Annotated in this window: 19 protein-coding genes; 17 read left to right on the plus strand and 2 right to left on the minus strand. The window is 67.3% G+C overall.

All coding sequences use genetic code 11. The annotated features are described in order from the left end of the window. Positions 1-87: 87 nt before the first annotated feature. Complete coding sequence (locus tag ACIBG0_RS37705) at positions 88-1,656, minus strand: phytoene desaturase family protein (RefSeq protein ID WP_397039676.1); 1,569 nt, start codon at positions 1,654-1,656, stop codon at positions 88-90. Positions 1,657-1,729: 73 nt separating this feature from the next. After that, a complete protein-coding gene (locus ACIBG0_RS37710; protein WP_397039678.1) occupies positions 1,730-2,347 on the minus strand; it encodes a GNAT family N-acetyltransferase in 618 nt (205 codons plus the stop codon). A gap of 150 nt (positions 2,348-2,497) precedes the next feature. Here ACIBG0_RS37710 and ACIBG0_RS37715 point away from each other — a divergent pair, with 150 nt between their 5' ends. The 17 genes from ACIBG0_RS37715 (at position 2,498) to ACIBG0_RS37795 (ending at position 22,490) form a co-directional block, all read left to right on the plus strand. Continuing rightward, positions 2,498-2,938 carry an SAV_6107 family HEPN domain-containing protein gene (locus ACIBG0_RS37715; protein WP_397039734.1) on the plus strand — a complete coding sequence of 147 codons (441 nt, stop codon included), beginning with the start codon at positions 2,498-2,500 and terminating at the stop codon, positions 2,936-2,938. 122 nt (positions 2,939-3,060) lie between these two features. Next, positions 3,061-3,483 carry a DUF3040 domain-containing protein gene (locus ACIBG0_RS37720; protein ID WP_062988705.1) on the plus strand — a complete coding sequence of 141 codons (423 nt, stop codon included), beginning with the start codon at positions 3,061-3,063 and terminating at the stop codon, positions 3,481-3,483. A gap of 448 nt (positions 3,484-3,931) precedes the next feature. Next, on the plus strand, positions 3,932-4,363 hold the full coding sequence (gene mraZ / locus ACIBG0_RS37725; protein ID WP_036535307.1) for a division/cell wall cluster transcriptional repressor MraZ: 432 nt from the start codon (positions 3,932-3,934) through the stop codon (positions 4,361-4,363). Between the two features lie 208 nt (positions 4,364-4,571). Beyond that, a complete protein-coding gene (rsmH, locus tag ACIBG0_RS37730) occupies positions 4,572-5,549 on the plus strand; it encodes a 16S rRNA (cytosine(1402)-N(4))-methyltransferase RsmH (protein WP_397039736.1) in 978 nt (325 codons plus the stop codon). Then, positions 5,546-6,340 (plus strand): hypothetical protein, encoded by a 795-nt coding sequence (locus ACIBG0_RS37735; RefSeq protein WP_397039681.1) that lies wholly within the window; start codon positions 5,546-5,548, stop codon positions 6,338-6,340. Before rsmH ends, ACIBG0_RS37735 begins: the two co-directional genes overlap by 4 nt. A gap of 2 nt (positions 6,341-6,342) precedes the next feature. After that, positions 6,343-8,268 (plus strand): peptidoglycan D,D-transpeptidase FtsI family protein, encoded by a 1,926-nt coding sequence (locus ACIBG0_RS37740; RefSeq protein ID WP_397039739.1) that lies wholly within the window; start codon positions 6,343-6,345, stop codon positions 8,266-8,268. 92 nt (positions 8,269-8,360) lie between these two features. Continuing rightward, the gene (locus tag ACIBG0_RS37745) at positions 8,361-10,100 is read left to right on the plus strand and encodes a UDP-N-acetylmuramoyl-L-alanyl-D-glutamate--2,6-diaminopimelate ligase (protein WP_397039683.1); all 1,740 of its coding nucleotides are present in this window, start codon (positions 8,361-8,363) and stop codon (positions 10,098-10,100) included. Next, positions 10,097-11,614 carry a UDP-N-acetylmuramoyl-tripeptide--D-alanyl-D-alanine ligase gene (murF, locus tag ACIBG0_RS37750; RefSeq protein WP_397039686.1) on the plus strand — a complete coding sequence of 506 codons (1,518 nt, stop codon included), beginning with the start codon at positions 10,097-10,099 and terminating at the stop codon, positions 11,612-11,614. Before ACIBG0_RS37745 ends, murF begins: the two co-directional genes overlap by 4 nt. Beyond that, on the plus strand, positions 11,611-12,687 hold the full coding sequence (mraY, locus tag ACIBG0_RS37755) for a phospho-N-acetylmuramoyl-pentapeptide-transferase (protein WP_364485278.1): 1,077 nt from the start codon (positions 11,611-11,613) through the stop codon (positions 12,685-12,687). The genes murF and mraY overlap by 4 nt, the downstream gene beginning before the upstream one ends. Before the next feature lie 49 nt (positions 12,688-12,736). After that, on the plus strand, positions 12,737-14,176 hold the full coding sequence (murD, locus tag ACIBG0_RS37760; protein WP_397039690.1) for a UDP-N-acetylmuramoyl-L-alanine--D-glutamate ligase: 1,440 nt from the start codon (positions 12,737-12,739) through the stop codon (positions 14,174-14,176). Then, a complete protein-coding gene (gene ftsW, locus ACIBG0_RS37765) occupies positions 14,173-15,651 on the plus strand; it encodes a putative lipid II flippase FtsW (RefSeq protein WP_397039693.1) in 1,479 nt (492 codons plus the stop codon). Before murD ends, ftsW begins: the two co-directional genes overlap by 4 nt. After that, a complete protein-coding gene (gene murG / locus ACIBG0_RS37770; protein WP_397039696.1) occupies positions 15,648-16,775 on the plus strand; it encodes an undecaprenyldiphospho-muramoylpentapeptide beta-N-acetylglucosaminyltransferase in 1,128 nt (375 codons plus the stop codon). Before ftsW ends, murG begins: the two co-directional genes overlap by 4 nt. A gap of 248 nt (positions 16,776-17,023) precedes the next feature. Continuing rightward, positions 17,024-18,463, plus strand: coding sequence for a UDP-N-acetylmuramate--L-alanine ligase (gene murC, locus ACIBG0_RS37775; protein ID WP_397039742.1), 1,440 nt, complete (start codon positions 17,024-17,026; stop codon positions 18,461-18,463). 6 nt (positions 18,464-18,469) lie between these two features. Continuing rightward, the gene (locus ACIBG0_RS37780) at positions 18,470-19,162 is read left to right on the plus strand and encodes a cell division protein FtsQ/DivIB (RefSeq protein WP_397039698.1); all 693 of its coding nucleotides are present in this window, start codon (positions 18,470-18,472) and stop codon (positions 19,160-19,162) included. 329 nt (positions 19,163-19,491) lie between these two features. Continuing rightward, a complete protein-coding gene (ftsZ, locus tag ACIBG0_RS37785) occupies positions 19,492-20,733 on the plus strand; it encodes a cell division protein FtsZ (RefSeq protein ID WP_397039700.1) in 1,242 nt (413 codons plus the stop codon). A gap of 315 nt (positions 20,734-21,048) precedes the next feature. Next, a complete protein-coding gene (gene pgeF / locus ACIBG0_RS37790; RefSeq protein ID WP_397039703.1) occupies positions 21,049-21,744 on the plus strand; it encodes a peptidoglycan editing factor PgeF in 696 nt (231 codons plus the stop codon). After that, a complete protein-coding gene (locus tag ACIBG0_RS37795; protein ID WP_397039706.1) occupies positions 21,741-22,490 on the plus strand; it encodes a YggS family pyridoxal phosphate-dependent enzyme in 750 nt (249 codons plus the stop codon). The genes pgeF and ACIBG0_RS37795 overlap by 4 nt, the downstream gene beginning before the upstream one ends. Positions 22,491-22,527: the final 37 nt, after the last annotated feature.

Consider the following 22,527-nt stretch of genomic DNA (forward strand, 5'->3'; position numbering starts at 1 on the left):
CTCGCCAGGTGGTTTCCTGACCAAGGCTGTCCAGCCCTGACCTGGGGCGCTCGTCCGGCTCGGGCGCGGGTGGCCCGGTGGGCTCTGTCATCGCCTGCGCAGGAGGGCAAACCGGTTGCGCCGTCGGTCGCGCAGCACCAGCTGTGCCGCGCTGCGCCCGCTCGCTCCGGACACCCCGCCACCCGGATGCGTGGAAGCCCCGGTGAGATACAACCCGGGCGCGCCGGGCACCCGCTGCCCGGACAGCTCTGGCAGTGGTCGCCACAGCATCATCTGATCCAGTGACATCTCCACATGCATCACATTTCCGCCGCGCAACCCGAGCTCGCGCTCGAGATCGAGCGGCGTCTGCACATGCCGTCGCAGCACACTCGTTCCGAAACCTGGCGCATAGGACTCGACTTCGGCGATGATCCGATCGGCCTCCGACTCCGCGTGCGCCGCCCAGGCGCTTCCGTCGGCCAGCTCGTACGGGTGCCACTGCGCCCACAGCGAGAGCTGATGTTCACCAGGCGGGGCGATGGTCGGATCCAGCGCACTGAAACTCATGGCCAGTACCACCGGACGCGGTGGCAGATCTCCGGCCAGCGCCGCACCGTGCGCCCGGCGCAGCTGCCGCCGATCGGAGACGAGAAACTGCAGACCATTGGCGGATTCGGCGGTCGAACTACCCGGATACTGCGGCAGCGCGGAGCTCGCGAGCCGTACCACCATGCCGATGCCGGGTCCCACCCGGATCCGCCGCTGCCAATCATCGAGCACCGCACCGTCGAATCCGCCGTCGCGCAGCAGATCCAGCGTCGTCAGCACGTGGGTGCCCGCGATTACGGTGTCCGCACGCAGGCTTCGTCCCGACGCTGTGCGAACCTGCCAGCCCGCACCGACCTGTCGTAACTCGGTGACCGCATCACCTGCCGACACCACGCCGCCGTCGGCGCGCAGCCGCGCAACCAGCGCCGCTGTCAGCGCCCCACTGCCACCCACCGCCCGTCCTGGCGGCAGTGTATGCATCAGCGCGGCGAAGCCGACCATCGGCGCGGTCCCCGGTTCCGACATCGGCGGCCCGGACTGGGCACCGAACCAAGCCAGCGATGCCTTGAGCCGCTCATCGTCGAAATAGCCATCCAGTAGGGCGTCGCCGGTCTGCAGGAACTCCCGCGACAATGCGCTCCCGCCTTCATGCGCGTCCAGCCCCCAGAACGAACGCAGCAGTCGGCCCGGCGTCGGCGCGCCGCCGAACGCGCGCATCACCCGTGCCGACCGCGGCCCCCAGACCTCGACGAAGCGCCGATACGCCGACGCATCCCGCATCCCGCAGACCTCCGCGATCCCGGCACAGGTCCGATCGAGATCGCGATGGAACACGATCGGCGCGCTGCCGTCCGGCCCCGCAGGTGTGAAACCCCAAGGATCACAATCGATGTAGCGCAGGCCGAATCGCGAAAGTTCCAGCTCCTCGATGATTCCGGTATGGCGAACCATGATGTGCGCCGATGATCCGCGATCGACCAGATGACCGGGAAACCGTTCGATCGTAGACACCGCGCCGCCGAGCACCTCGTCGCGCTCGAGCACCTCCACCCGCTCCCCGGTACGCGCCAGATAGCAAGCGGCGACGAGGGCATTGTGGCCCGACCCGACGACCGCAACCGTCACGCCCGCGCCTCGCTGGCGCTCAACTCCGTCGTTCCGGGTGGCCGGCTGTGTTCATGGTTCTGTCGCTGCCCGCTCACAGCGGCAGCCGCCGTCCCAGAATCGCGAACGGCCTGGTATCCCCGGCGAAGACGAAATTCCGGATCACATCGGTGAATCCGAGTCGCCGATACAACTTCCAGGCGCGGTTGGCCTCGCCGCGCACTTCCGGTGTGGACAGCAGCACCGCGCTCTCGGTGCGATCGGCCAGCAGCCGTGTCAGCAGTTCGCCGCCGATGCCGCGACCCTGTGCCGATGGATGCACGTGCAGCTCGGTCAGTTCGAAATAGTCCGAAAGCAGTTCGCGCGCAGAATGTTCCGGCCAGCCCGAGCGGCGCATCCCGCTGTGCACCTGCTGGTGCCACCACTGGTGGGCGGCGCCGCGATAGCCGTAGGCGATGGCCACGATCGGCGCGGTCCGCAGGTCGATCTGCCCGGAATCATCCGGGATCACGGCGGCGGCGCCCTGCCAGCCGACGCGGGTGGTGTGTTCGGTCCACATCGGCGCGCGATGGTGTTCGGTGCCGTGCGGATATTCCATCGCCGCGACGTACACCGCCAGTGCGTCGTGCAGCCGCGAGCGCAGCGCCGCGACGGAAACGTCGATGACCACAGGGGCGTTGGCGGGGGTGTGTTTGGGCTTGACGGCTGTCATGGCTCTCGTCGGTCCGCGGAAAGTTGTCGGTGGGTGTCCCTATATTCAATCTCAATTCAAACGTTCGAATACCTGTTCGATCCTCGCGGTGCTGCAAACTCGGCATTCGCGCCCAGGATAGGCCAGGTGAGCGACTCGGAGGGACGGCTGATGTCTGGTCGGATCGAACACCCGGGGCAACCCGGCAAGGCGGGCAAGCTGCTGCAGCGGGCGGACGGCTTGCTGATGCAGGCTGCGGGAGAACGCGACCCGCGCGAACGTTTTCGGACCGCATATCTGGCCGCGCTGCGTGGCGCCGGTGCGGTGCTCGCGTTCACCGGGGCGGACTCCGCGCCGCGGGCGCGCTCGCGCAATGCCTGGGTGCTGATGCAGCGCGCTGCGCCCGAATTCGTCATGTGGGCCGACTACTTCAGCGCCCGTTCGGAGATCAGGGCGGCGCTCGAGGCGGGGCTGGATCGCAATGTAGATGATCAGCAGGCCGACGAGTTCTATTCGCGGGTGGGCGCATTCCTGCACGATGTGGAAGATCTGCTGAATGCTGGGGCTCGATTGCGCCCCGCCCCGGGCTGGTCCGGCGGCATGACCGCTTAGTTATCGACGAGTAGGTGGTACGGCACTGATCGAACTCGTATCATTGGTGGCAGATAGCCGACCTTGGCTATCTGTCGCCTACCCGGAGGCGACAGCCAAGTCCTAGTGCCGGGGGAGGTACCGTGCCACTCTCCGAGCACGAGCAGCGCATGCTCGAACAGATCGAGAGCGCGCTCTATGCTGAGGATCCGAAGTTCGCGTCGTCCGTCCGCGGCGGACGCCTTCGCTCGACCTCGAGTCGTCGCAGACTCCAGGCCGCGGCCCTGTTCGTCCTCGGTCTGTTTCTACTTGTCGCCGGTATAGCCGCTCCGGTCAAGCTTGGCGACTTTCCGATCATCAGCCTGATCGGATTCATCGTGATGTTCGCCGCAGGCGTGCTGTTGCTGCTCGGCAGTTCCAAGGGCATCGCCAAGGGCGACCGGTCGGGCAATGCCCAATCCGGTGGCGCGAGTGGCGGATCGGGCGGACGTGGGCGAGGGCGCAAGTCCGGTGGTTTCTCCGAGCGCATGGAGGATCGGTTCCGCCGCCGCTTCGATCAGGAGTAGCGCGCCCGTAGCCGACACCTACATATCGAACGCGCCGCCGCACCCAACAGGTGCGGCGGCGCGTTCTCATGCGTGTGCCAGCAGGCTGCTGAATGCGCGCCGCGCGCGGTTCCCCACAACGCCCCACGATCTTCCCCCCACAACCTCCCACCACTGTGCTCCGCGTCGCCAGGTGACCGGCCGAAACCATGCGAACCAGGGTGTTTGCTGATAGTTGTCGGGGGCTTGTCTCGCCGTGCGGCGCGTGTCGCCAGAACACGGAAAAGTTCTCCACCGCCGTGATAGCTGGGATGACCTGCGTAATCGATGACGCGGGGAGCCAGATCACCCCGAGTTTCGATTGAAAGTGGGGGAAAGTGGGGTAATGTGGAGCGCGCACAAGAGGAAGGGCATACATCCGAGGTGATCGTGCTCCCCGAAAGCCGGGGTTGATCCGGGAGGTAGCGGGTTGTTTCTCGGTACCTATACACCTCGGTTGGATGACAAGGGGCGACTGACGTTGCCTGCGAAGTTTCGAGACGATCTGGCGGGAGGGTTGATGGTCACGAAGGGTCAGGACCACAGCCTTGCCGTATATCCCAAGGAAGAGTTCACCGCACTCGCACGGCGAGCTGCGGCGGCATCTCGAAGCAATCCGCAGGCGCGCGCGTTCGTCCGGGCACTTGCGGCCGGTACGGATGAACAGCGTCCGGACGCCCAGGGCCGGATCGTGTTGTCGGCCGATCATCGTCGCTACGCGAACCTTTCGCGGGATTGCGTGGTGATCGGATCGGTCGACTTCCTCGAGATATGGGATAAGCAGGCGTGGGAGTCCTACCTCGCCGAGCACGAGGAGGACTACGCGCAAGCCAGAGACGAGTCGCTGGGCGGAATCTTCTAGCCCTCAGCGAACGAGTGCCACGCGGCCTCTGCCCGGACGCGCGGACCCTGACGTACTTCCCCGACGCCAGGTGCCGAGGCTCCGGTCAGAGACCCCGCGGCATTCGTATTTTCGAAAGTAGCTGTGTAACAAGGCGACCCCGCAGCGAGTGATCCCACTGACACGGCTCGATGCGCGACGACGCGAGGCAGGATTCCGGGAGGTCGAGGTGAACCGTGAACAGGACGGTCCTCGCCATGTTCCGGTTCTGCTCCAACGAGCCAACGCGCTCCTCGGCCCGGCACTCACCGAACCCGGTGCGGTATATGTCGATGCCACGTTGGGTTTGGGCGGGCACGCCGAACACTTCCTGCGGACCTACCCGAATATCCATCTCGTCGGACTCGATCGCGACACCCATGCGCTGGCATTGGCGGGTGAGCGATTGGCGCCTTTCGCCGATCGAATCACCTTGGTGCACATCCGATATGACGGCATCGGGGCCGCGCTGAAGCAGGCCGGATTGCCGACCACCGGTTCGGTGAGCGCCATCCTGATGGATCTCGGCGTTTCCTCGATGCAGCTCGACGAGGCCGAGCGCGGCTTCGCCTACTCCGTCGACGCGCCGCTGGATATGCGGATGGATCCGACCACCGGCATCACCGCCGCGGATGTGCTCAATACCTACAGCCACGGTGATCTGGCGCGCGTGCTGAAAACCTATGGTGAGGAGCGCTTCGCGGGCAAGATCGCATCCGAGGTGCTGCGCCGTCGGCAGCAGAAGCCGTTCCGCACTAGTGCCGAATTGGTCGAATTGCTTTATGCCACCATTCCGGCCGCTGCCAGGCGGACGGGCGGTCATCCGGCCAAGCGGACCTTTCAGGCGCTGCGGGTGGAGGTGAACGGCGAGCTCGATTCGCTGCGCGCCGCCCTGCCCGCCGCCCTCGATTCGCTGCGGGTCGGCGGCCGGATCGTGATCATGTCATATCAGTCGCTCGAGGATCGGGTGGTCAAACAGGAGTTGGCACCGCGCACCACATCTCGGACACCGGTCGACCTGCCGGTCGAATTGCCCGGTATGGGGCCGGAATTCAGGTTGCTGACGCGAGGCGCCGAGAAGGCCACCGAACAAGAGATCGAAGAGAACCCGAGGGCGGCGCCCGTGCGGATGCGCGCGGCGGAGAGAATCCAGGAGGGGACAGCATGAGTGTGCGCACGCGTACCGTCGAGGCGCCGGGCCGGATCGCCCGCCGGGTCCAGGCCGCCGAGCGGGTGAAATCGGGTGCCGCACAACGGGCCTATGCCAAGCGCCGGATGCGGGCCGAGCAGTCGGGGGACCATCACGATCTACCCAAACAGCGCGTGTCGGTGATGGCCGCGCGAATTCCGTTCGTGGCGGCCATCATCGCGCTGCTCGGCTGCGGTCTCGCGCTCACCCTGCTGCTCACTACCCGTTCGGCCGAGGACAGCTATCAGCTCGGCGATGCCAGGGCGACCAACCGCAAGCTGGCCGATGAACGCGCGGCGCTGCAGCGCGAGGTCGAGGCCGCCGACTCCGCGCCCGAACTCGCCGCCAGGGCTCGCGAACTCGGGATGATTCCGGCCAAGGATCCGGCCCGATTGGTCATCGGACCCGATGGCGGGGTAACGGTGATCGGCAAGCCGACGCCCGCACAGGGCGCACCGGTGCCGCCGCTGAACAGCTCCGCGACCGTCGCACCAACGGTCAATGCCCAGGCCCGCGGCGAACGATTGATTCCGGTGACGACCCCCCCGACCGCGCCGCCCACCCAACCGGGTACCGGTCAGCCTGCGAATACCGTTGCGGGACAGGCTAGCCCGACGCCGGCGAGCCCGCTGCCGACGCCGAGTCCGCTCGCTCAGGCGCCGGCGGAGACGCCGCAACCGGAAACTCCGCAGCCTGTCCCAGGGCAAGCCCAAGTCCCGCAGCCCGATGCATCCCAACCAGCGCCCAACCTCGACGAGGGCGCCCGATGAGCATGCGGCAGACCAGGCCCGTGTCGCGTCAGCGGCGCGGGCCGTCGGCAGCCGATACGGGCTCGGCCAGAGCCGCCACAACATCGAGGCCTGCTACCGCATCCAGACCGCGCACGGCGGCCCAGGACCGTCCGCTGCGACTGCGGCTCGGTGTCGGCCGGGTGATCATGCTGGTCGCACTGGCGGTCGTGGCGCTCCAATTGCTCTGGGTGCAGAGCATTTCCGCGCCCAGCCTGTCCGCGCAGGCGGCCAGCCAGCGCACCACCCGCAAGATCGATACGGCGACCCGCGGCCCGATCACCGACCGGTACGGCAAGTCCCTGGCGTACACGCTGAGCGCGCAGGCGCTGACCTTCCAGCCGGTGGCCGTGCGCAAACAACTCGCCGATGCGAAGGAGAAGTCGGCCAAGGCCCCGGATCCCGATGAGCGGCTCAAAATCATCGCCAAGACAATCCACGACAAGATCGGCAAGGACGCACCCGCCGAATCAGCGCTGCTGGACAAGCTGAAGAGTGAGACAGCGTTCGTCTATCTCGCCCGCAATGTGGATCCGCGCATCGCCTCCGATATCACCGTGCAATTTCCCGAGGTCGGCGCCGAACGCCAGGATGTGCGCGAATATCCGGGCGGCTCGCTGGCGGCCAATGTGCTCGGCACCACCGGCTGGGACGGACACGGTCAGATGGGGCTCGAGTCGTCGCTGGACTCGCTGCTGGCGGGCACCGACGGTTCGCACACCTACGACCGCGGCTCCGATGGTGCCGTTATTCCAGGCAGCTGGCGCGATAAGCAGCCCGCGGTGAACGGCTACTCCGTTGAGCTGACCCTCGATTCGGATCTGCAGTATTACGTGCAGCAGCAGGTGCAGCAGGCCAAGGAGATGTCAGGCGCGAACGCGGCCTCGGCCGTGGTACTGGACGCCAAGACCGGTCAGGTGCTGGCGATGTCGAATGACAACACCTTCAATCCCGCGCTGGGATCGCAGCATTGGGGCAATGCCGAAATGCAGAATCCATCGGTGCAGGATCCGTTCGAGCCGGGTTCGGTCAACAAGATCGTGACCGCGGCCGCGGCCATCGAATACGGCTTGACCAATCCCGACGAGGTGCTGCAGGTGCCCGGCGAGATCCGGATGTCGGGCGTCACCGTGCACGACGCCTGGGAGCATGACACCGTGCCCTACACCACCACCGGCATCTTCGGTAAGTCGTCCAATGTCGGCACGCTGATGCTGGCGCAGCGGGTCGGTGAGGACCGGTTCGCCGATATGGTCAACCGCTTCGGCCTCGGCCAGCGCACCGGTGTCGGGCTGCCCGGCGAGAGTCCGGGCAAGGTGCCGGCGCGCGACCAGTGGTCGGGCGGTACCTTCGCGAACCTGCCGATCGGACAGGGCCTTTCGATGACCACCCTGCAGATGACCGGTATGTACCAGGCCATTGCCAATGGTGGCGTGCGGATTCCACCGCGCATTGTCAAGGCCGAGACCGCCCCGGACGGTACCCGCACCGAGGAAACGCAGCCCGACGGCGTGCGTGTGGTGAGCGAACAGACCGCGGCCACGCTGCGCAGCATGTTCCAGGCGGTCGTGCAGCGCGATCCGATGGGCGTGCAGATGGGCACCGGTGCGTCCGCGGCTATCGATGGCTATCAGGTGGCGGGCAAGACCGGCACGGCGCAGAAGGTCGACCCGGGGTGCAGCTGCTATTCGACCTCGTCGTTCTACATCACCTTCGCTGGCATGGCCCCTGCGGACAACCCACGCTATGTCATCGGCCTGATGCTCGACGCGCCGATTCGCAGCTCTGACGGCAGCGGCGGCGGGTCGGTCGCCCCGCTGTTCCACAACATCGCTTCCTGGGCGCTGCAGCGCGACCGGATACCGCCATCACCCGAGCCGTCGCGCCGATTCGTTCTGCAAGCTTCATAAGATTGGAGCCGCGTTGCCCGGCCGTGAGCCGACGTCGGTAACCTGACTCGACACCCACTCCCGTCCATGCCGATTCCCTCGAGAGGAGCCCTGTGCCCGCGCAGTCCAGCCAGCACGTGCTCCGGCCGACCCATCCGCGGTCGACGTCGTTGTCCACCGTACTGGCCATGACCGGTGCCGGCTCGTCCCGAGCCGACCTCGCGCAGATCCAGGTCACCGGCATCGAGCAGCGCTCGCATGCGGTGCAACCGGGCGATCTGTTCGCCGCACTGCCGGGCGCGCAGGCGCACGGCGCCCGTTTCGCGCGCGATGCCGTCGAACGGGGCGCTGTCGCGGTCTTGACCGACCCCGCGGGCGCCGAACTGGCGGGGGACCTCGGTGTGCCGGTGCTGGTCCGCGAGCAGCCCAGGTCGGTGCTCGGCGAGCTTTCCGGCGCGCTCTACGGCAATCCGTCCGAGCGGCTGCGCATCATCGGCATTACCGGCACCTCGGGCAAGACGACCACCGCGTATCTGGTGGAGGCCGGGTTGGCCGCCGCCGGTCTGTCCACGGCGCTGATCGGCACCATCGAGACCAGGATCGGCGGTCGCCGAGTCCCGAGCGCATTGACCACGCCAGAGGCGCCACAGCTGCACGCCATGTTCGCGCTGATGGTCGAGCAGGGTGTGGACGCGGTCGTCATGGAGGTTTCCAGCCACGCGCTGGCGCTGGGCCGGGTGGACGGTGTGCGCTTCGCCGTTGGCGCATTCACCAATCTTTCGCAGGACCACCTCGACTTCCATGCCGACTTCGAGGATTACTTCGCCGCCAAGCGCAGGCTTTTCGAACCGGAGTCGCCGGTTGCCGCGCGTACAACGGTCATCTGCGTCGATGACGTATGGGGCCAGCGCCTCGCCGGCGATCTCACGGATCCGATTACCGTCTCCACCACCGGTTCCGGCACCTGGCAGCTGACCGGCGAGGTATCGGCGCACGGCGGCGAACAGGAGTTCACCGCCGCCGGACCGCGGACGAATGTCGATGTGCGTCTACGGCTTCCGGGCCGCTACAACGTCGCCAACGGACTGCTCGCGGTCGCGGTGTGCACCGCCGCCGGAGTGGATGCGGCCGTCGCCGCACCCGCTTTGGCCACCGTGGATGTGCCGGGCCGGATGCAGCGGGTCGAGCGCGGACAGGACTTCTTGGCCATCGTCGACTACGCGCACAAGCCCGCGGCGGTGGAATCGGTCATCGCCACGCTGCGCGGTCATCTGACGGCGGGAGCGACGCGCCCGGAGCAGGGCCACGGAGAATCCGACGCTGCCGGTGCCGCTGGTCGGCTGGCCGTGGTCGTCGGAGCGGGCGGCGACCGGGACGCGGGTAAGCGCCCGCTGATGGGCGCGGCCGGTGCGCGCGGCGCCGATCTGCTGATCATCACCGATGACAATCCACGCAGTGAGGATCCGGCCGCCATCCGGGCCGCGCTGCGTCAGGGCGCACTGGCGGTGCCGGAGTCCGAACGCGGTGCGGTGCGCGAAATCGGGGACCGGGCCGCGGCCATCGCCGCCGCTGTCGACTGGGCCCGTCCCGGCGACGTGGTGTTGGTGGCGGGTAAGGGACATGAGGCCGGGCAGGAGATCCAGGGTGTGAAGCATCCGTTCGACGACCGCGAGGTGCTCGCGGCGGCGTTGGAGCGACGGGAGCGGGGCCCGCGGGACGACAACACGGCCGCGGGAGCGACGGGCCAGGAGGCGGTAGCGAAGCGTGATCACGCAGGGACCCGCGAGCGCGGCCGATCCAATACTGAGCAGAGTCCGCAGGGGTCGGACGCGGAGGACTTGACGGTTTCATGATCGAAATGACACTGCGGGAGATCGCGGAGGTCGTCGGCGGCACGCTGCACGACGCCCCCGACCCGGAGGTGACGGTAACGGGTTCGGTCGAATTCGATTCGCGCCGAATCGGTTCCGGGGATCTTTTCCTGGCCCTGCCCGGCGAGCACGCTGACGGCCACGACTATGCGAAGGCCGCCGTCGACGCCGGTGCGATCGCGGTGCTCGCCGCTCGCCCGGTCGGCGTGCCGGCGATCGTGGTGGCTCCGAGTCCGGGTACCGTGCCCGCGAAATCCGTTGCGCTCACCGGTGATTCGGATGGGTCGGGGGCGGCGGTGCTGGCCGCGCTCGCTACGCTCGCCCGGGTGAGCGTCGAACGTCTTTCCGCGGCAGGCGGACTCACCGTGGTCGGGGTGACCGGCTCCTCGGGCAAGACCTCGACCAAGGATCTGCTCGCGGCCGTGCTCACACCGCTCGGTCCGGTCGTCGCACCGCCCGGATCATTCAATAACGAACTCGGGCATCCATGGACCGCGCTGCGCGCCGATGCCGATACCCGCTTCCTTGTTCTGGAGCTGTCCGCGCGCGGACCGGGCCATATCGCCGCGCTCGCGCAGGTCGCGCCGCCGAAGATCGGTGTCGTACTCAATGTCGGCACCGCCCATCTCGGCGAATTCGGCAGCCGCGAGGCGATCGCACAGACCAAGGGCGAACTCGTAGAGGCACTGCCCGCCACGGGACTGGCGGTACTCAATGCCGACGATCCGCAAGTGGCTGCGATGGCCACGCGTACGAAGGCCCGCGTGGTGACGGTCGGCCAGGCGGGCAATGCCGAAATCCGCGCCACCGATGTGCATCTCGATGCCGAGGCACGCGCGGGCTTCACACTGCACACCGGTAAGGGCAGCATCCCGGTGCGGCTCGCCGTGCACGGCGAACACCAAGTCGGCAATGCGCTGTCCGCTGCCGCCGTCGCGCTCGAATGCGGTGCGGATCTCGACACCGTCGCGCAGGCACTCGGCGGTGCGCATGCCGCATCGGCCCGCCGCATGGATGTGCGCACCACCGCCGACGGCATCACCGTGGTCAACGACTCCTACAACGCCAATCCGGATTCGGTGCGCGCCGCGCTCAAGGCGCTGGTGACCATGTCGCGTGCGGGCGACACTCCGCGCCGCAGCTGGGCCGTACTCGGCGAAATGGGTGAACTGGGGGAGGAATCCATCATCGAGCACGACCGGATCGGCCGCCTCGCGGTGCGCCTGGATGTCTCTCGGCTGATCGTGGTCGGCACCGGGAGGCCATCCCACGCGATGCATCAGGGCGCGGTAATGGAAGGCTCATGGGGCGAGGAGTCCATCCTTGTGCCCGATATCGGCGCGGCCATCGCGCTGCTCGACGACGAGGTCGAGCCGGGCGATGTGGTGCTGGTCAAGGCGTCCAAGGCGGTCGGACTGTGGGCGGTCGCCGAACATTTGACCAGCGCGGAACGTGCGGGAATTAATCGGGGTAGCACGGAGGCGCTCGAGTCATGAGGCAGATTCTGTTCGCGGCTGGGATCGCACTTGCGGTCTCCATCCTGCTGACGCCACTGTTGATACGTATCTTCGCCAGGCAAGGCTTCGGCCAGGAGATCCGGGTCGACGGTCCGGCCAGTCATCAGGCCAAGCGCGGCACCCCGACCATGGGTGGTGTGGCCATCCTGGTCGGCATGTGGGCGGGCTACCTCGGCTCACATCTGATCGGTATCGGCTACGACGCCGACGGGCCTTCCGCCTCGGGCATTCTGGTGCTCGGGCTGACCACCGCGCTCGGTGTGGTCGGCTTCCTCGACGATTTCATCAAGCTGCGCAAGCAGCGCAATCTCGGGCTGTCGGCCGCGGGCAAGTACGTCGGTCAAATCAGCGCCGCGGTACTTTTCGGCATCCTCGCCCTGCAGTTCCGCGGCGGCAATGGCTTGACTCCGGCGAGTAAGCATCTGTCCTATGTCCGCGATATCACCACGGTATCGATGGGCGTGATCATCTTCCTGTGCTGGGTCTGTCTGCTGGTCGTGGCGTGGTCGAATGCGGTGAATCTGACCGACGGCCTGGACGGTCTCGCCGCCGGGTCGATGAGCCTGGTGCTCGGCGCCTATGTGATCATCACGTTCTGGCAGTACCGCAACGCCTGCGCGACGATCCCGGAGGCGGGCTGCTACAACGTGCGCGATCCGCTGGATCTGGCGCTGGTCTGCGCCTCGGCGGCCGCCGCGTGTGTCGGATTCCTGTGGTGGAATGCCGCGCCCGCCAAGATCTTCATGGGCGATACCGGTTCGCTGGCTCTCGGCGGCATGCTCGCGGGTCTGTCCATCACGACCCGCACCGAGTTGCTGATGGTCGTGATCGGTGCCCTGTTCGTCGCCGAAACCGCCTCGGTGGTGCTGCAGGTCGCGGTGTATCGCACAACACGCAACCGGCTATTCAAGATGGCGCCGTTCCATCATCACTTCGAACTCAGCAAATGGGCCGAGACTACGGTGATCATTCGGTTCTGGCTGTTGGCGGCGATGGCGTCGGCGGTCGGACTCGGCCTGTTCTACAGCGAATATCTCTCAGCGGTCGGGTGAAGTAGCGATGGTCGAACATTCTCCGCGGGCTCTGCGAACACCTGGGCCCATGCTCGAATTCCTGCGTGGCCGTGACGTTCTGGTGGCCGGATGGGGTGTCTCGGGCCGCTCATTGATCGAACCGCTGCGCGATATCGGCGCGCGTCCGGTGGTCACCGACGGCGGTGCCTCGGCATTGGCCGAAGCGGCCGGGCTCGGTCTGGACATCGCGACCTGTACCGAACTGGAAGCCGCGGACTGGAGCCGCTTCGCGCTGGTCATCACCAGTCCGGGCTGGCGGCCGGATTCGCCGGTGCTCGCCGCCGCGGTAACCGAGGGCACCCCGGTCTGGGGCGATGTCGAGTTCGCCTGGTGGGTCGATCAGGCCAGGATCTATGGTCCGGTCCGCAAATGGCTGGTGGTGACCGGCACCAACGGCAAGACCACCACCACCTCGATGGTGCACTCGATCTTGCGTGCGGCCGGTGTCGCCAGTGTCGCCTGCGGCAATATCGGACTGCCGATCCTGGATGCGCTGCGCCGCAATCCCGGTCCGCAGGTGCTCGCGGTCGAGCTGTCCTCCTTCCAATTGCATTGGGCGCCTTCGGTGCGTCCCGAGGCCGGTGTGGTGCTGAATGTGGCCGAGGATCACCTGGATTGGCACGGCGGCCTCGATGCCTACGCCGCAGCTAAGTCCAGGGCACTCTACGGTCGCGTCGGTGTCGTCGGACTCGACGATCCGGTGGCCGCCTCGCTGGCCCGCCGCAGTAAGGCGCGCCGGACGGTCGGCTTCCGGATCGGCGTACCCGCCGACGGCGAACTCGGTGTCGTGGACGGCAAATTGCTCGACCGCGCCTTCACCAAGGCCGCCATCCTGGCCGAGGTCGGCGATATCAGCCCCAAGGGACCCGCCGGTGTCGCCAACGCACTCGCCGCCGCCGCGCTGACCAGGGCCATCGACGTGGCACCGCAATTCGTGCGGGAAGGCCTCATCGAGCACAAGGTCGGTCCGCATCGCGCCGCCTTCGTGCGCGAGGTGGTCGGTGTCGAATTCATCGATGACTCCAAGGCCACCAATCCGCATGCCGCGCGTTCATCGATACTCGCTCACCCGCAGGTGGTTTGGATCGCCGGTGGCCAGCTGAAGGGCGCGTCGGTCGAGGATCTGGTCGAGGAGATCGCCGATCGCCTCGCCGCCGCAGTGCTGATCGGCGCCGACGCGCCGGTGATCGCGGCCGCATTGGCGCGACACGCGCCCGAGGTCCCGGTTGTCGAGGTCCGCGCGGGAGACCATGCAGGGATGGGTGAGGCCGGTACCGATGAGACAGCCGATGCCGTGATGGCGCGGGCCGTGCGCGCCGCGGCCGGGCTGGCTCGTCCCGGGGACGCCGTACTGCTGGCTCCGGCCGCGGCCTCCTTGGATATGTTCGCCGATTACACCCACCGCGGGCGCAGTTTCGCCGCCGCGGTGGCCGCGCTGGAAGACGGGGACATCGGGCGGCATCTATGACCGAGACGGCACGGCGGAATCGGCTGGCGGCCACTAAGTTCGGCGCCTGGCTGGCGCGCCCGCTCGCGTCGTTCCATCTCGTCGTCACTATCGCGACACTGCTGACGGTGCTCGGTCTGGTCATGGTGCTGTCGGCATCGAGCGTCGAAGCGTATGTCGACGGCGGGTCGGCGTATTCGCTGTTCATCCAGCAGGCCATGTTCGCCGCGATCGGTGCGGTGCTGTTCTATCTGGCACTGCGGATTTCGTTGCGGCGATTGCGGCAATGGTCGTTTCCGCTGTTCGCGATCTCGGTGCTGGCGCTGTTGCTGGTGCTGATTCCCGGCATCGGCTCCCAGGTGCAGGGTGCGCGGCGCTGGTTCTTCATCGGGCCGATCTCGGTGCAGCCATCGGAGATCGTGAAAGTGACACTGGTGGTGTGGGGTGCGCACCTGCTCGCCTCGCGTCGCTCGGAACAGGCCGCACTCAAGGACATCCTGGTGCCATTGGTGCCCGCCGGTCTGCTGGTGTGTCTGCTCGTCGTGCTGGAACCGAATCTGTCGACCACCATCGCGTTGGGCATCGTGCTCGCCGCACTGCTGTGGTTCGGCGGGCTGCCGGTGCGGTTATTCGTCACCATCGCGATTTCGGGCGTGATCGCCGCGGGCGTCCTCGCAGTGTCCGCGGGGTATCGCTCGGATCGGATGCGCGCGTTCTTCAACCCGGGCGACGATCCGCAGGGCATCAATTACCAAGCGCGCCAGGCGCTGTACTCGCTGGCCGACGGCGGCATCTGGGGTCGCGGCCTCGGCCAGAGCCGGGCCAAATGGCAGTACCTGCCGAATGCGCACAACGACTTCATCTTCGCCATCATCGGCGAGGAACTCGGATTCCTCGGCTGCGCACTGGTTCTCGGCCTGTTCGCACTGTTCGTCTACACCGGGCTGCGCATCGCGAGCCGTTCGGTCGATCCGTTCCTGCGGCTGCTCACCGCCACCGCGACGACCTGGATCACCGGCCAGGCGCTGATCAATATCGGCTATGTGGTCAACCTGCTCCCGGTGACCGGTCTGCAGCTGCCGCTGGTTTCGGCGGGCGGTTCGTCGCTGGCCATCACCCTGTTCATGTTCGGCATCATCGCCAATGCGGCCCGGCACGAGCCGGAAGCGATTGCGGCGCTGCAGGCCGGACAGGACGGCAGATTCAGCCGACTGCTGCGACTGCCCAAGCCGGAGGTGTACTCACCGGCGAAGGCGGATGCGGCGCGTGCCCGCTCGGCCGCCGCGAAGGCCAAGGCCGCCGAACAGCGGGCACGAGCCGAACGGGCCAAGGCCGACCGGGCGCGGGCCGCACTGCCACAGGGGCGGCGCAGCCAGTCCGATTCCGGTCGACGGCGCGTGCCCGAGAGCCGAGGGACCAGTTCGCTGCGGGCGACCAGGGCATGGGAGCCGAGCTATCCGATAAACCATGCGAGAGATCGGGGAAGATCCAGGTGAGTGCGGAGCGACCCCGCAAGCCACTGTCGGTGATCGTGGCGGGCGGTGGTACCGCGGGACATATCGAGCCCGCGCTGGCCGTCGCCGACGCGCTGCGGCGACTCGACGATTCGATCCGGGTCACCGCACTCGGTACCGAACGCGGACTCGAGACCAAACTGGTGCCCGAGCGTGGTTATCCGCTGGAATTGATCCCGCCGGTTCCGCTGCCGCGCAAGCCGAGCGCGGATCTGCTGCGGCTGCCCGGCCGTGTCCGTGCGTCGGTGGCCGAGACCAGGGCGGTCATCGATGCGGTCGAGGCCGATGTGATCGTCGGATTCGGCGGCTATGTCGCACTGCCCGCCTATCTCGCCGCGGGCCGTGGGGTGCTCGGCCGCAGGCGCGCGGTGCCGGTGGTGGTGCACGAGGCGAATGCCAAGGCGGGGATCGCCAATAAGGTCGGCGCCAGGCGTGCGGCCAGAGTGCTTGCCGCCGTACCCGGTTCGGGTCTGGCCAAGGCCGAGGTCATCGGCATTCCGGTGCGCGGGTCCATTACCTCGCTGGATCGGGCCGCGCTGCAGGGCGAGGCCCGCGCCCATTTCGGCCTGCCCGCCGAGGGACCGGTCCTGCTGGTCTTCGGCGGCTCGCAGGGTGCGGTCTCGTTGAACAAGGCGATCTCCGGCGCGGCGCCACAGCTGGCCGCGGCGGGTATTTCGGTGCTGCACGCGCATGGCCCCAAGAACACGGTCGAGGTCCCGGAATCGGATGAGGGTGGGGCCCGGTATATCGCCGTGCCGTATCTTTCCCGGATGGACCTGGCCTATGCCGCCGCCGACGCGGTCGTCTGCCGCTCCGGCGCGATGACCGTCGCCGAGGTATCGGCGGTCGGCCTGCCCGCCTTCTATGTGCCGCTGCCGCACGGCAACGGTGAGCAGGAACTCAATGCCAGGCCGGTCGTCGGCCAGGGTGGTGGCAGAATCGTCCCCGACGCCGAGCTGACCCCGAAATATGTGATCGACGAGGTGATACCGCTGCTGACCGACCGCACCCGGCTGATCGAAATGAGCCTGTCCGCCGCAGGCGCCGGACACCGCGATGCCGCCGACGAGCTCGCGCGCATTGTCGTCGAGGTGGCCGGCCGGTGACCACGGGAGCCGATGACACCGACTCCGGGGTGGTCGAGGCCGCGGGAGCGACGGGCCCGGAGGCGGTAGCCGAGCGTGAGCACGCAGGGCACGGTGAGCGCGGCCAATCCAACACTGCCGCGGGAGCGACGGGCCCGGAGGCGGTAGCCGAGCGTGAGCACGCAGGGCCCCGCGAGCGCGGCCAATCCAATACTGCCGGCGCCGACGAGGCGCGCTCGGCGCTGCCGCCCGAGTTGGCGCGCGTGCATATGGTGGGGATCGGCGGGGCGGGCATGTCCGGTATCGCGCGCATTCTGCTCTCGCGCGGCGGCTCGGTCTCCGGTTCGGACGCCAAGGAGAGTCGCGGTGTGCTCGCGCTGCGGGCCCGCGGAGCGCAGGTGCGCATCGGACACGATGCCAGCGCCCTCGATCTGCTGCCCGGCGGCCCGACCGCGGTGGTCACCACCTATGCCGCCATCCCGAAGACCAATCCCGAACTGGTCGAGGCGCATCGGCGTGATATTCCGGTGCTGTTGCGCCCCGCCGTACTCGCCTCACTGATGCGGGGGCATCGCACGCTGCTGGTCTCGGGTACGCACGGCAAGACCTCGACCACCTCCATGCTGATCGTGTCGTTGCAGCACTGCGGATTCGACCCGTCGTTCGCGGTCGGCGGCGAACTCAACGAGGCGGGCACCAATGCCCACCACGGCACCGGCGAGATCTTCGTCGCCGAGGCCGACGAGAGCGATGGCTCGCTGCTGCAATACGACCCGGATGTCGCCGTGGTCACCAATATCGAATCCGATCACCTGGACTTCTTCGGCTCCGATGAGGCCTACGTCCAGGTCTTCGACGATTTCGCCGACCGGCTCGGCCCCGGCGGGCTGCTGGTGGTGTGTCTGGACGATCCCGGTTCGCGGGCGCTGGCCGAGCGAGTCGGTGCGCGATTGGCGCAGAAGAACGTTCGGGTGCTCGGCTATGGATCAGGCGAGCTGTCCGACGCGCCGGTGCCGGTGGGCGTGCGGCTGCACAGTTGGGAACCTCGCGATGTCGGCGGGCTGGCCCAATTCCAGCTCAGCGATGAGCCCGCGCCGCGCACCCTGCGACTTGCGGTGCCCGGTCGGCATATGGCCCTCAACGCATTGGCCGCGCTGCTCGCCGCGCGTGCTGCTGGTGCGGATGTGGACGAAATCGTCCAGGGGCTGGAGGGTTTCGGCGGTGTGCATCGCCGGTTCCAATTCGTCGGCCGGGAAAACGGCGTGCGCGTCTTCGACGATTACGCCCATCATCCGACCGAGGTGCGTGCGGTACTCGGCGCGGCCGCGGAACTGGTGCAGCAGGAGGCCCGCGACGGCGCGCGCTCCCGCCAGGGCCGGGTCATCGTGGTGTTCCAACCGCACCTCTACAGCCGCACCGCCACCTTCGCCCAGGATTTCGGTGCGGCGCTGAGCCTTGCCGACGAGGTTGTCGTGCTCGATGTCTACGGCGCGCGGGAAAAGCCGCTGCCCGGGGTCAACGGCGCACTCGTCGCCCAAGCCGTTACCAAACCCGTGCACTACCAGCCGGATATGTCGCGGGTCGGCCGCCAGGCCGCGGGTCTGACGCTGCCCGGCGATGTGGTGATCACCATGGGCGCGGGTGATGTGACGATGCTCGGCAGCCAAATTCTCGATGGGCTGCGCGCGCGTCCGCAATACGGGCGGTGACCCGCCATGCGAACCACGGGTGACTGGTTCGACCGGGCACAGCGGGTTCGCCTGCGCCGATGGGGTTTGCTCGGCGTGTGCGTCCTTACCGTTGTTTTGGTACTGGCCTGGTTCACCCCGATGCTTTCGGCGAGCACGGTCGAGATCGACGGGTTGGTCGCGGTGCCCGAGGCGCAGGTGCGCGGCAAACTCGAGATCCCGTCCGGGCGCTCGATGTTGCGCATCGACACCGATGCGATGGCTCGGCGGGTGGCGAGTATTCCGAAGGTCCGTACCGCGCGGGTGCAGCGGGTTTTTCCGTCCACTGTCAAGGTGACGGTGGTCGAGCGCACGCCGGTCTTGTTCTGGGACAGTCCCCAAGGCGCGCACCTGCTGGATGCGGAGAGTGTGGAGTTCGCGATCGAGGATGCACCCATCGGCGTTGCGAAGCTCATCACCGGACATCCCGGCGGCGACGATCAGGTCACCAGGGCCGCGGCCTCGGTGCTGTCGGTACTGCCTGCGACGCTGGTCGGGCAGGTGGACCAGGTTGTCGCGCGGTCGATTTCGGATATTTCCCTGAACCTGCGCGACGGTCGCACGGTACTGTGGGGAGGAACTAATGACGCGGAACGCAAGGCGGCCGTAGTGATACCGCTGTTGACCCGCGATGGAACGGTGTTCGATGTTTCGAGTCCGAATCTGGTCACGGTAAAGTGATCGATACCCATTGTGCCCAGGGGTTTTTCGATGGAACTGTGACCGCAGTGGGAACAGCCCAGCGAGACCGGGGGTTCGGGGGCAACCGTTCACGATACGACGTGTTGCGCGGCGAGACGAGAGGGATCACACAAGATTCTGTCAGTCGTTTCGGCGCGCCTGCGCGCCTATCGCGGCGGCTGCGAATAGCGTTCCGCAGCAGTCGGATACTTGACATAACGCTAACCCTATGGTTGAGCTTTAGGGTTTGCCCGGACTTGCACTTGCCGCAGACCGATTGTCGAGGATTCGAAAACGACAGACTTTAGATCGAAGGAAGGCGAGAGCCCATGACGCCCCCGCACAACTACCTTGCTGTGATCAAGGTCGTCGGTATCGGCGGCGGCGGCGTGAATGCCGTCAACCGGATGATCGAACAGGGACTCAAGGGAGTCGAGTTCATCGCGGTCAACACCGACGCGCAGGCGCTGCTGATGAGCGATGCCGACGTCAAACTCGACGTCGGTCGTGAGCTCACGCGCGGTCTCGGCGCCGGTGCCGACCCGGAGGTCGGTCGCAAGGCCGCCGAAGATCACAAGGACGAGATCGAAGAGGTGCTCAAGGGCGCCGACATGGTCTTCGTCACCGCGGGTGAGGGCGGTGGCACCGGCACCGGTGGCGCACCGGTCGTCGCCAGCATCGCGCGCAAACTCGGCGCGCTGACCATCGGCGTGGTCACCAGGCCGTTCTCTTTCGAGGGCAAGCGCCGTGGCAACCAGGCCGAGGTGGGCATCAACCTGCTGCGCGAATCCTGCGACACGCTCATCGTCATCCCGAACGATCGGCTGCTGCAGCTCGGCGATGCGGCGGTCAGCCTGATGGACGCTTTCCGCTCCGCCGATGAGGTGCTGCTCAATGGTGTTCAGGGCATTACCGACCTCATCACCACGCCCGGTCTGATCAACGTCGACTTCGCCGACGTGAAGAGCGTGATGTCCGGCGCGGGTAGCGCTTTGATGGGCATCGGTTCGGCACGCGGTGAGGGCCGTTCGGTCAAGGCCGCCGAATCGGCGATCAATTCGCCACTGCTCGAGGCATCGATGGACGGTGCGCACGGCGTTCTGCTCTCGATCGCGGGCGGTTCGGATCTGGGTCTTTTCGAGATCAACGAGGCGGCCTCGCTGGTGCAGGAGGCGGCGCACATCGAGGCGAATATCATCTTCGGAACCGTCATCGACGATTCGCTCGGCGATGAGGTTCGCGTCACGGTGATCGCCGCCGGTTTCGACGGCGGCGGTCCGGCTCGGCGCACGTTCGAGGCGGGCCGCGGTGCGATCGGTTCGGCTCGGGCCGGTGAGATCGGCCAGAGTAGCCGGACCAGTGAGATCGCCGCCGCCGCGCGCACCGAAACGGCTTCCGCCGCAGGTCAAACCGGCTCCACCCGGGGCGCGGTGCCGAGCTACCGGGATTCCGAGCGGGCCCGCACGCTGGCCGAGCCGACGGTCGCGCACAATACGCGCTCGCATATCGAGCCGCCGGATTCCGATGACGACGACGATGATGTAGACGTGCCGTCGTTCATGCGTCGCTAGGCCGCCGATCGCACGATTCGGTCGCCTGGGCTGGCAGACTGGCGGTATGCCGAAGCACCGACAGATCTCGTTCGTACATGGGTAACTCATCGGGTACGCCCAAAGCTCAGCCACTTCGCCAACCGCCGGACCGGTCGAGTGCTGCCGAGGCACATACCGACCGGCAAAAGCCTCGGGGAGGTGGGGGAGCACATGGGTAACTCGGCGGGTACGTCCAGCACCCAGCTGGGCACACGACCGTCGGCTCGCGGTGGCGCCGTCGACGCACACGACGACCGGCAAAAGTTTCGGGGAGGCGGGGGAGCCGTTCGCCGAGTGACGACCACGCGGGCGGGCGGTTTCTCGGCGCCGCCATACGATTCGTTCAATCTCGGGGATCATGTGGGGGACGACCCGGCGACCGTACAGCGGAACCGGGACCGGCTGGCCGAGGGTATCGGCCTGACACCGGATCGGCTCGTGTGGATGGAACAGATCCACGGACGCAATGTCGAAATCATCGATGGGCCACAGGATGCGCCGGTGCCCGCCACCGACGCATTGGTGACAACCGTGCCGGGTCTGGCACTGGTGGTGCTCACCGCGGACTGTGTGCCGATCTTGCTCTCCGATGACGAAGCCGGTGTGATCGCGGCCGTGCACGCCGGTCGAATCGGCGCGCGCATCGGGATCGTGCCGCGCGTACTGGACGCAATGGTTTCCGTCGGTGCCCGCATCGAGCGGATCGGCGCCTTTCTCGGTCCGGCCGCATCGGGCCGGCAATACGAGGTGCCCGCCGCGATGCGCGCCGACGTCGAGGCGCATCTGCCCGGCAGTGCGACAACCACCGTGCGCGGCACGCCCGCACTCGACCTGCGCGCCGGAATCAGCAGGCAGCTCACCGAAGCCGGAATCGGTGGAGTGGCCATCGATCCGCGCTGCACGATCGAGGACAAAACGCTGTTCAGTCATCGTCGCGGCGCACCGACCGGGCGCATCGCCGGTGTCATCTGGAGGCAGGCGGACGCATGAGTACCGAATCCATTGCGGCAGAGGCCATGGACGGCCGGACCGCCGAACTGGCGGCGAATCTCGCCGATCTGAACAAGCGAATCGGCGCGGCTTGTCATGCGGCCGGGCGTGCTGCGGACTCCGTGCGGCTGCTGCCGGTCACGAAGTTCTTCCCGGCCACCGATATCGCCATCCTGTATCGGTTGGGCTGCAGGGAATTCGGCGAGTCGAGGGAACAGGAGGCCACCACGAAGGTCGCCGAACTGCGCGATCTCACGGATGTGCGCTGGCACATGATCGGTCGGCTGCAGCGCAACAAGGCCAGGATCGTCGCGCGCTGGGCACATGCGGTGCACTCGGTCGACAGCGAACGGCTGGCAACGGCCCTTGACACCGCGGCGCGGGCCGCCTTGGACGCGGGCGAACGCGGCGAACCGGTTCGGGTACTGGTCCAGGTGAGCCTGGATGAGGATCCGGGTCGCGGTGGCGTCGCCCCGGAAGATCTTGCGGCACTGGCCGATCGGGTGGCTACCGCGCCGGGGCTGCAGCTCGCGGGCCTGATGGCGATTCCCCCGCTCGACGCCGTGCCCGGCGATGCTTTTGCGCGCCTTGCGCATTTGCATGCCCTGATGCGCGCGGACCATCCCGAAGCGACCGAATTGTCCGCGGGCATGTCCAGCGATCTGGAATCGGCGATCGAACACGGTTCTACCTGTGTGCGTGTCGGTACCGCCTTGATGGGCGCTCGACCGATAACCTCGGCGTAGCAAAGAAACCTCATCAGTCACATTCGACACATATGCT

The organism is Nocardia sp. NPDC050630 (assembly GCF_044457245.1).
Lineage (GTDB): Bacteria > Actinomycetota > Actinomycetes > Mycobacteriales > Mycobacteriaceae > Nocardia.

Excerpts from the sequence above, each read along its gene's own strand:
- ACIBG0_RS37795 (WP_397039706.1), top strand. The coding sequence starts at position 21,741 with ATGAGTACCGAATCCATTGCGGCAGAGGCCATGGACGGCCGGACCGCC.
- ftsZ (WP_397039700.1), top strand. The coding sequence starts at position 19,492 with ATGACGCCCCCGCACAACTACCTTGCTGTGATCAAGGTCGTCGGTATC.
- ACIBG0_RS37740 (WP_397039739.1), top strand. The coding sequence starts at position 6,343 with ATGCGGCAGACCAGGCCCGTGTCGCGTCAGCGGCGCGGGCCGTCGGCA.
- ACIBG0_RS37715 (WP_397039734.1), top strand. The coding sequence starts at position 2,498 with ATGTCTGGTCGGATCGAACACCCGGGGCAACCCGGCAAGGCGGGCAAG.
- murC (WP_397039742.1), top strand. The coding sequence starts at position 17,024 with ATGGTGGGGATCGGCGGGGCGGGCATGTCCGGTATCGCGCGCATTCTG.
- mraY (WP_364485278.1), top strand. The coding sequence starts at position 11,611 with ATGAGGCAGATTCTGTTCGCGGCTGGGATCGCACTTGCGGTCTCCATC.
- ACIBG0_RS37735 (WP_397039681.1), top strand. The coding sequence starts at position 5,546 with ATGAGTGTGCGCACGCGTACCGTCGAGGCGCCGGGCCGGATCGCCCGC.
- ftsW (WP_397039693.1), top strand. The coding sequence starts at position 14,173 with ATGACCGAGACGGCACGGCGGAATCGGCTGGCGGCCACTAAGTTCGGC.
- ACIBG0_RS37710 (WP_397039678.1), bottom strand. The coding sequence starts at position 2,347 with ATGACAGCCGTCAAGCCCAAACACACCCCCGCCAACGCCCCTGTGGTC.
- murF (WP_397039686.1), top strand. The coding sequence starts at position 10,097 with ATGATCGAAATGACACTGCGGGAGATCGCGGAGGTCGTCGGCGGCACG.
- ACIBG0_RS37780 (WP_397039698.1), top strand. The coding sequence starts at position 18,470 with ATGCGAACCACGGGTGACTGGTTCGACCGGGCACAGCGGGTTCGCCTG.
- murD (WP_397039690.1), top strand. The coding sequence starts at position 12,737 with ATGCTCGAATTCCTGCGTGGCCGTGACGTTCTGGTGGCCGGATGGGGT.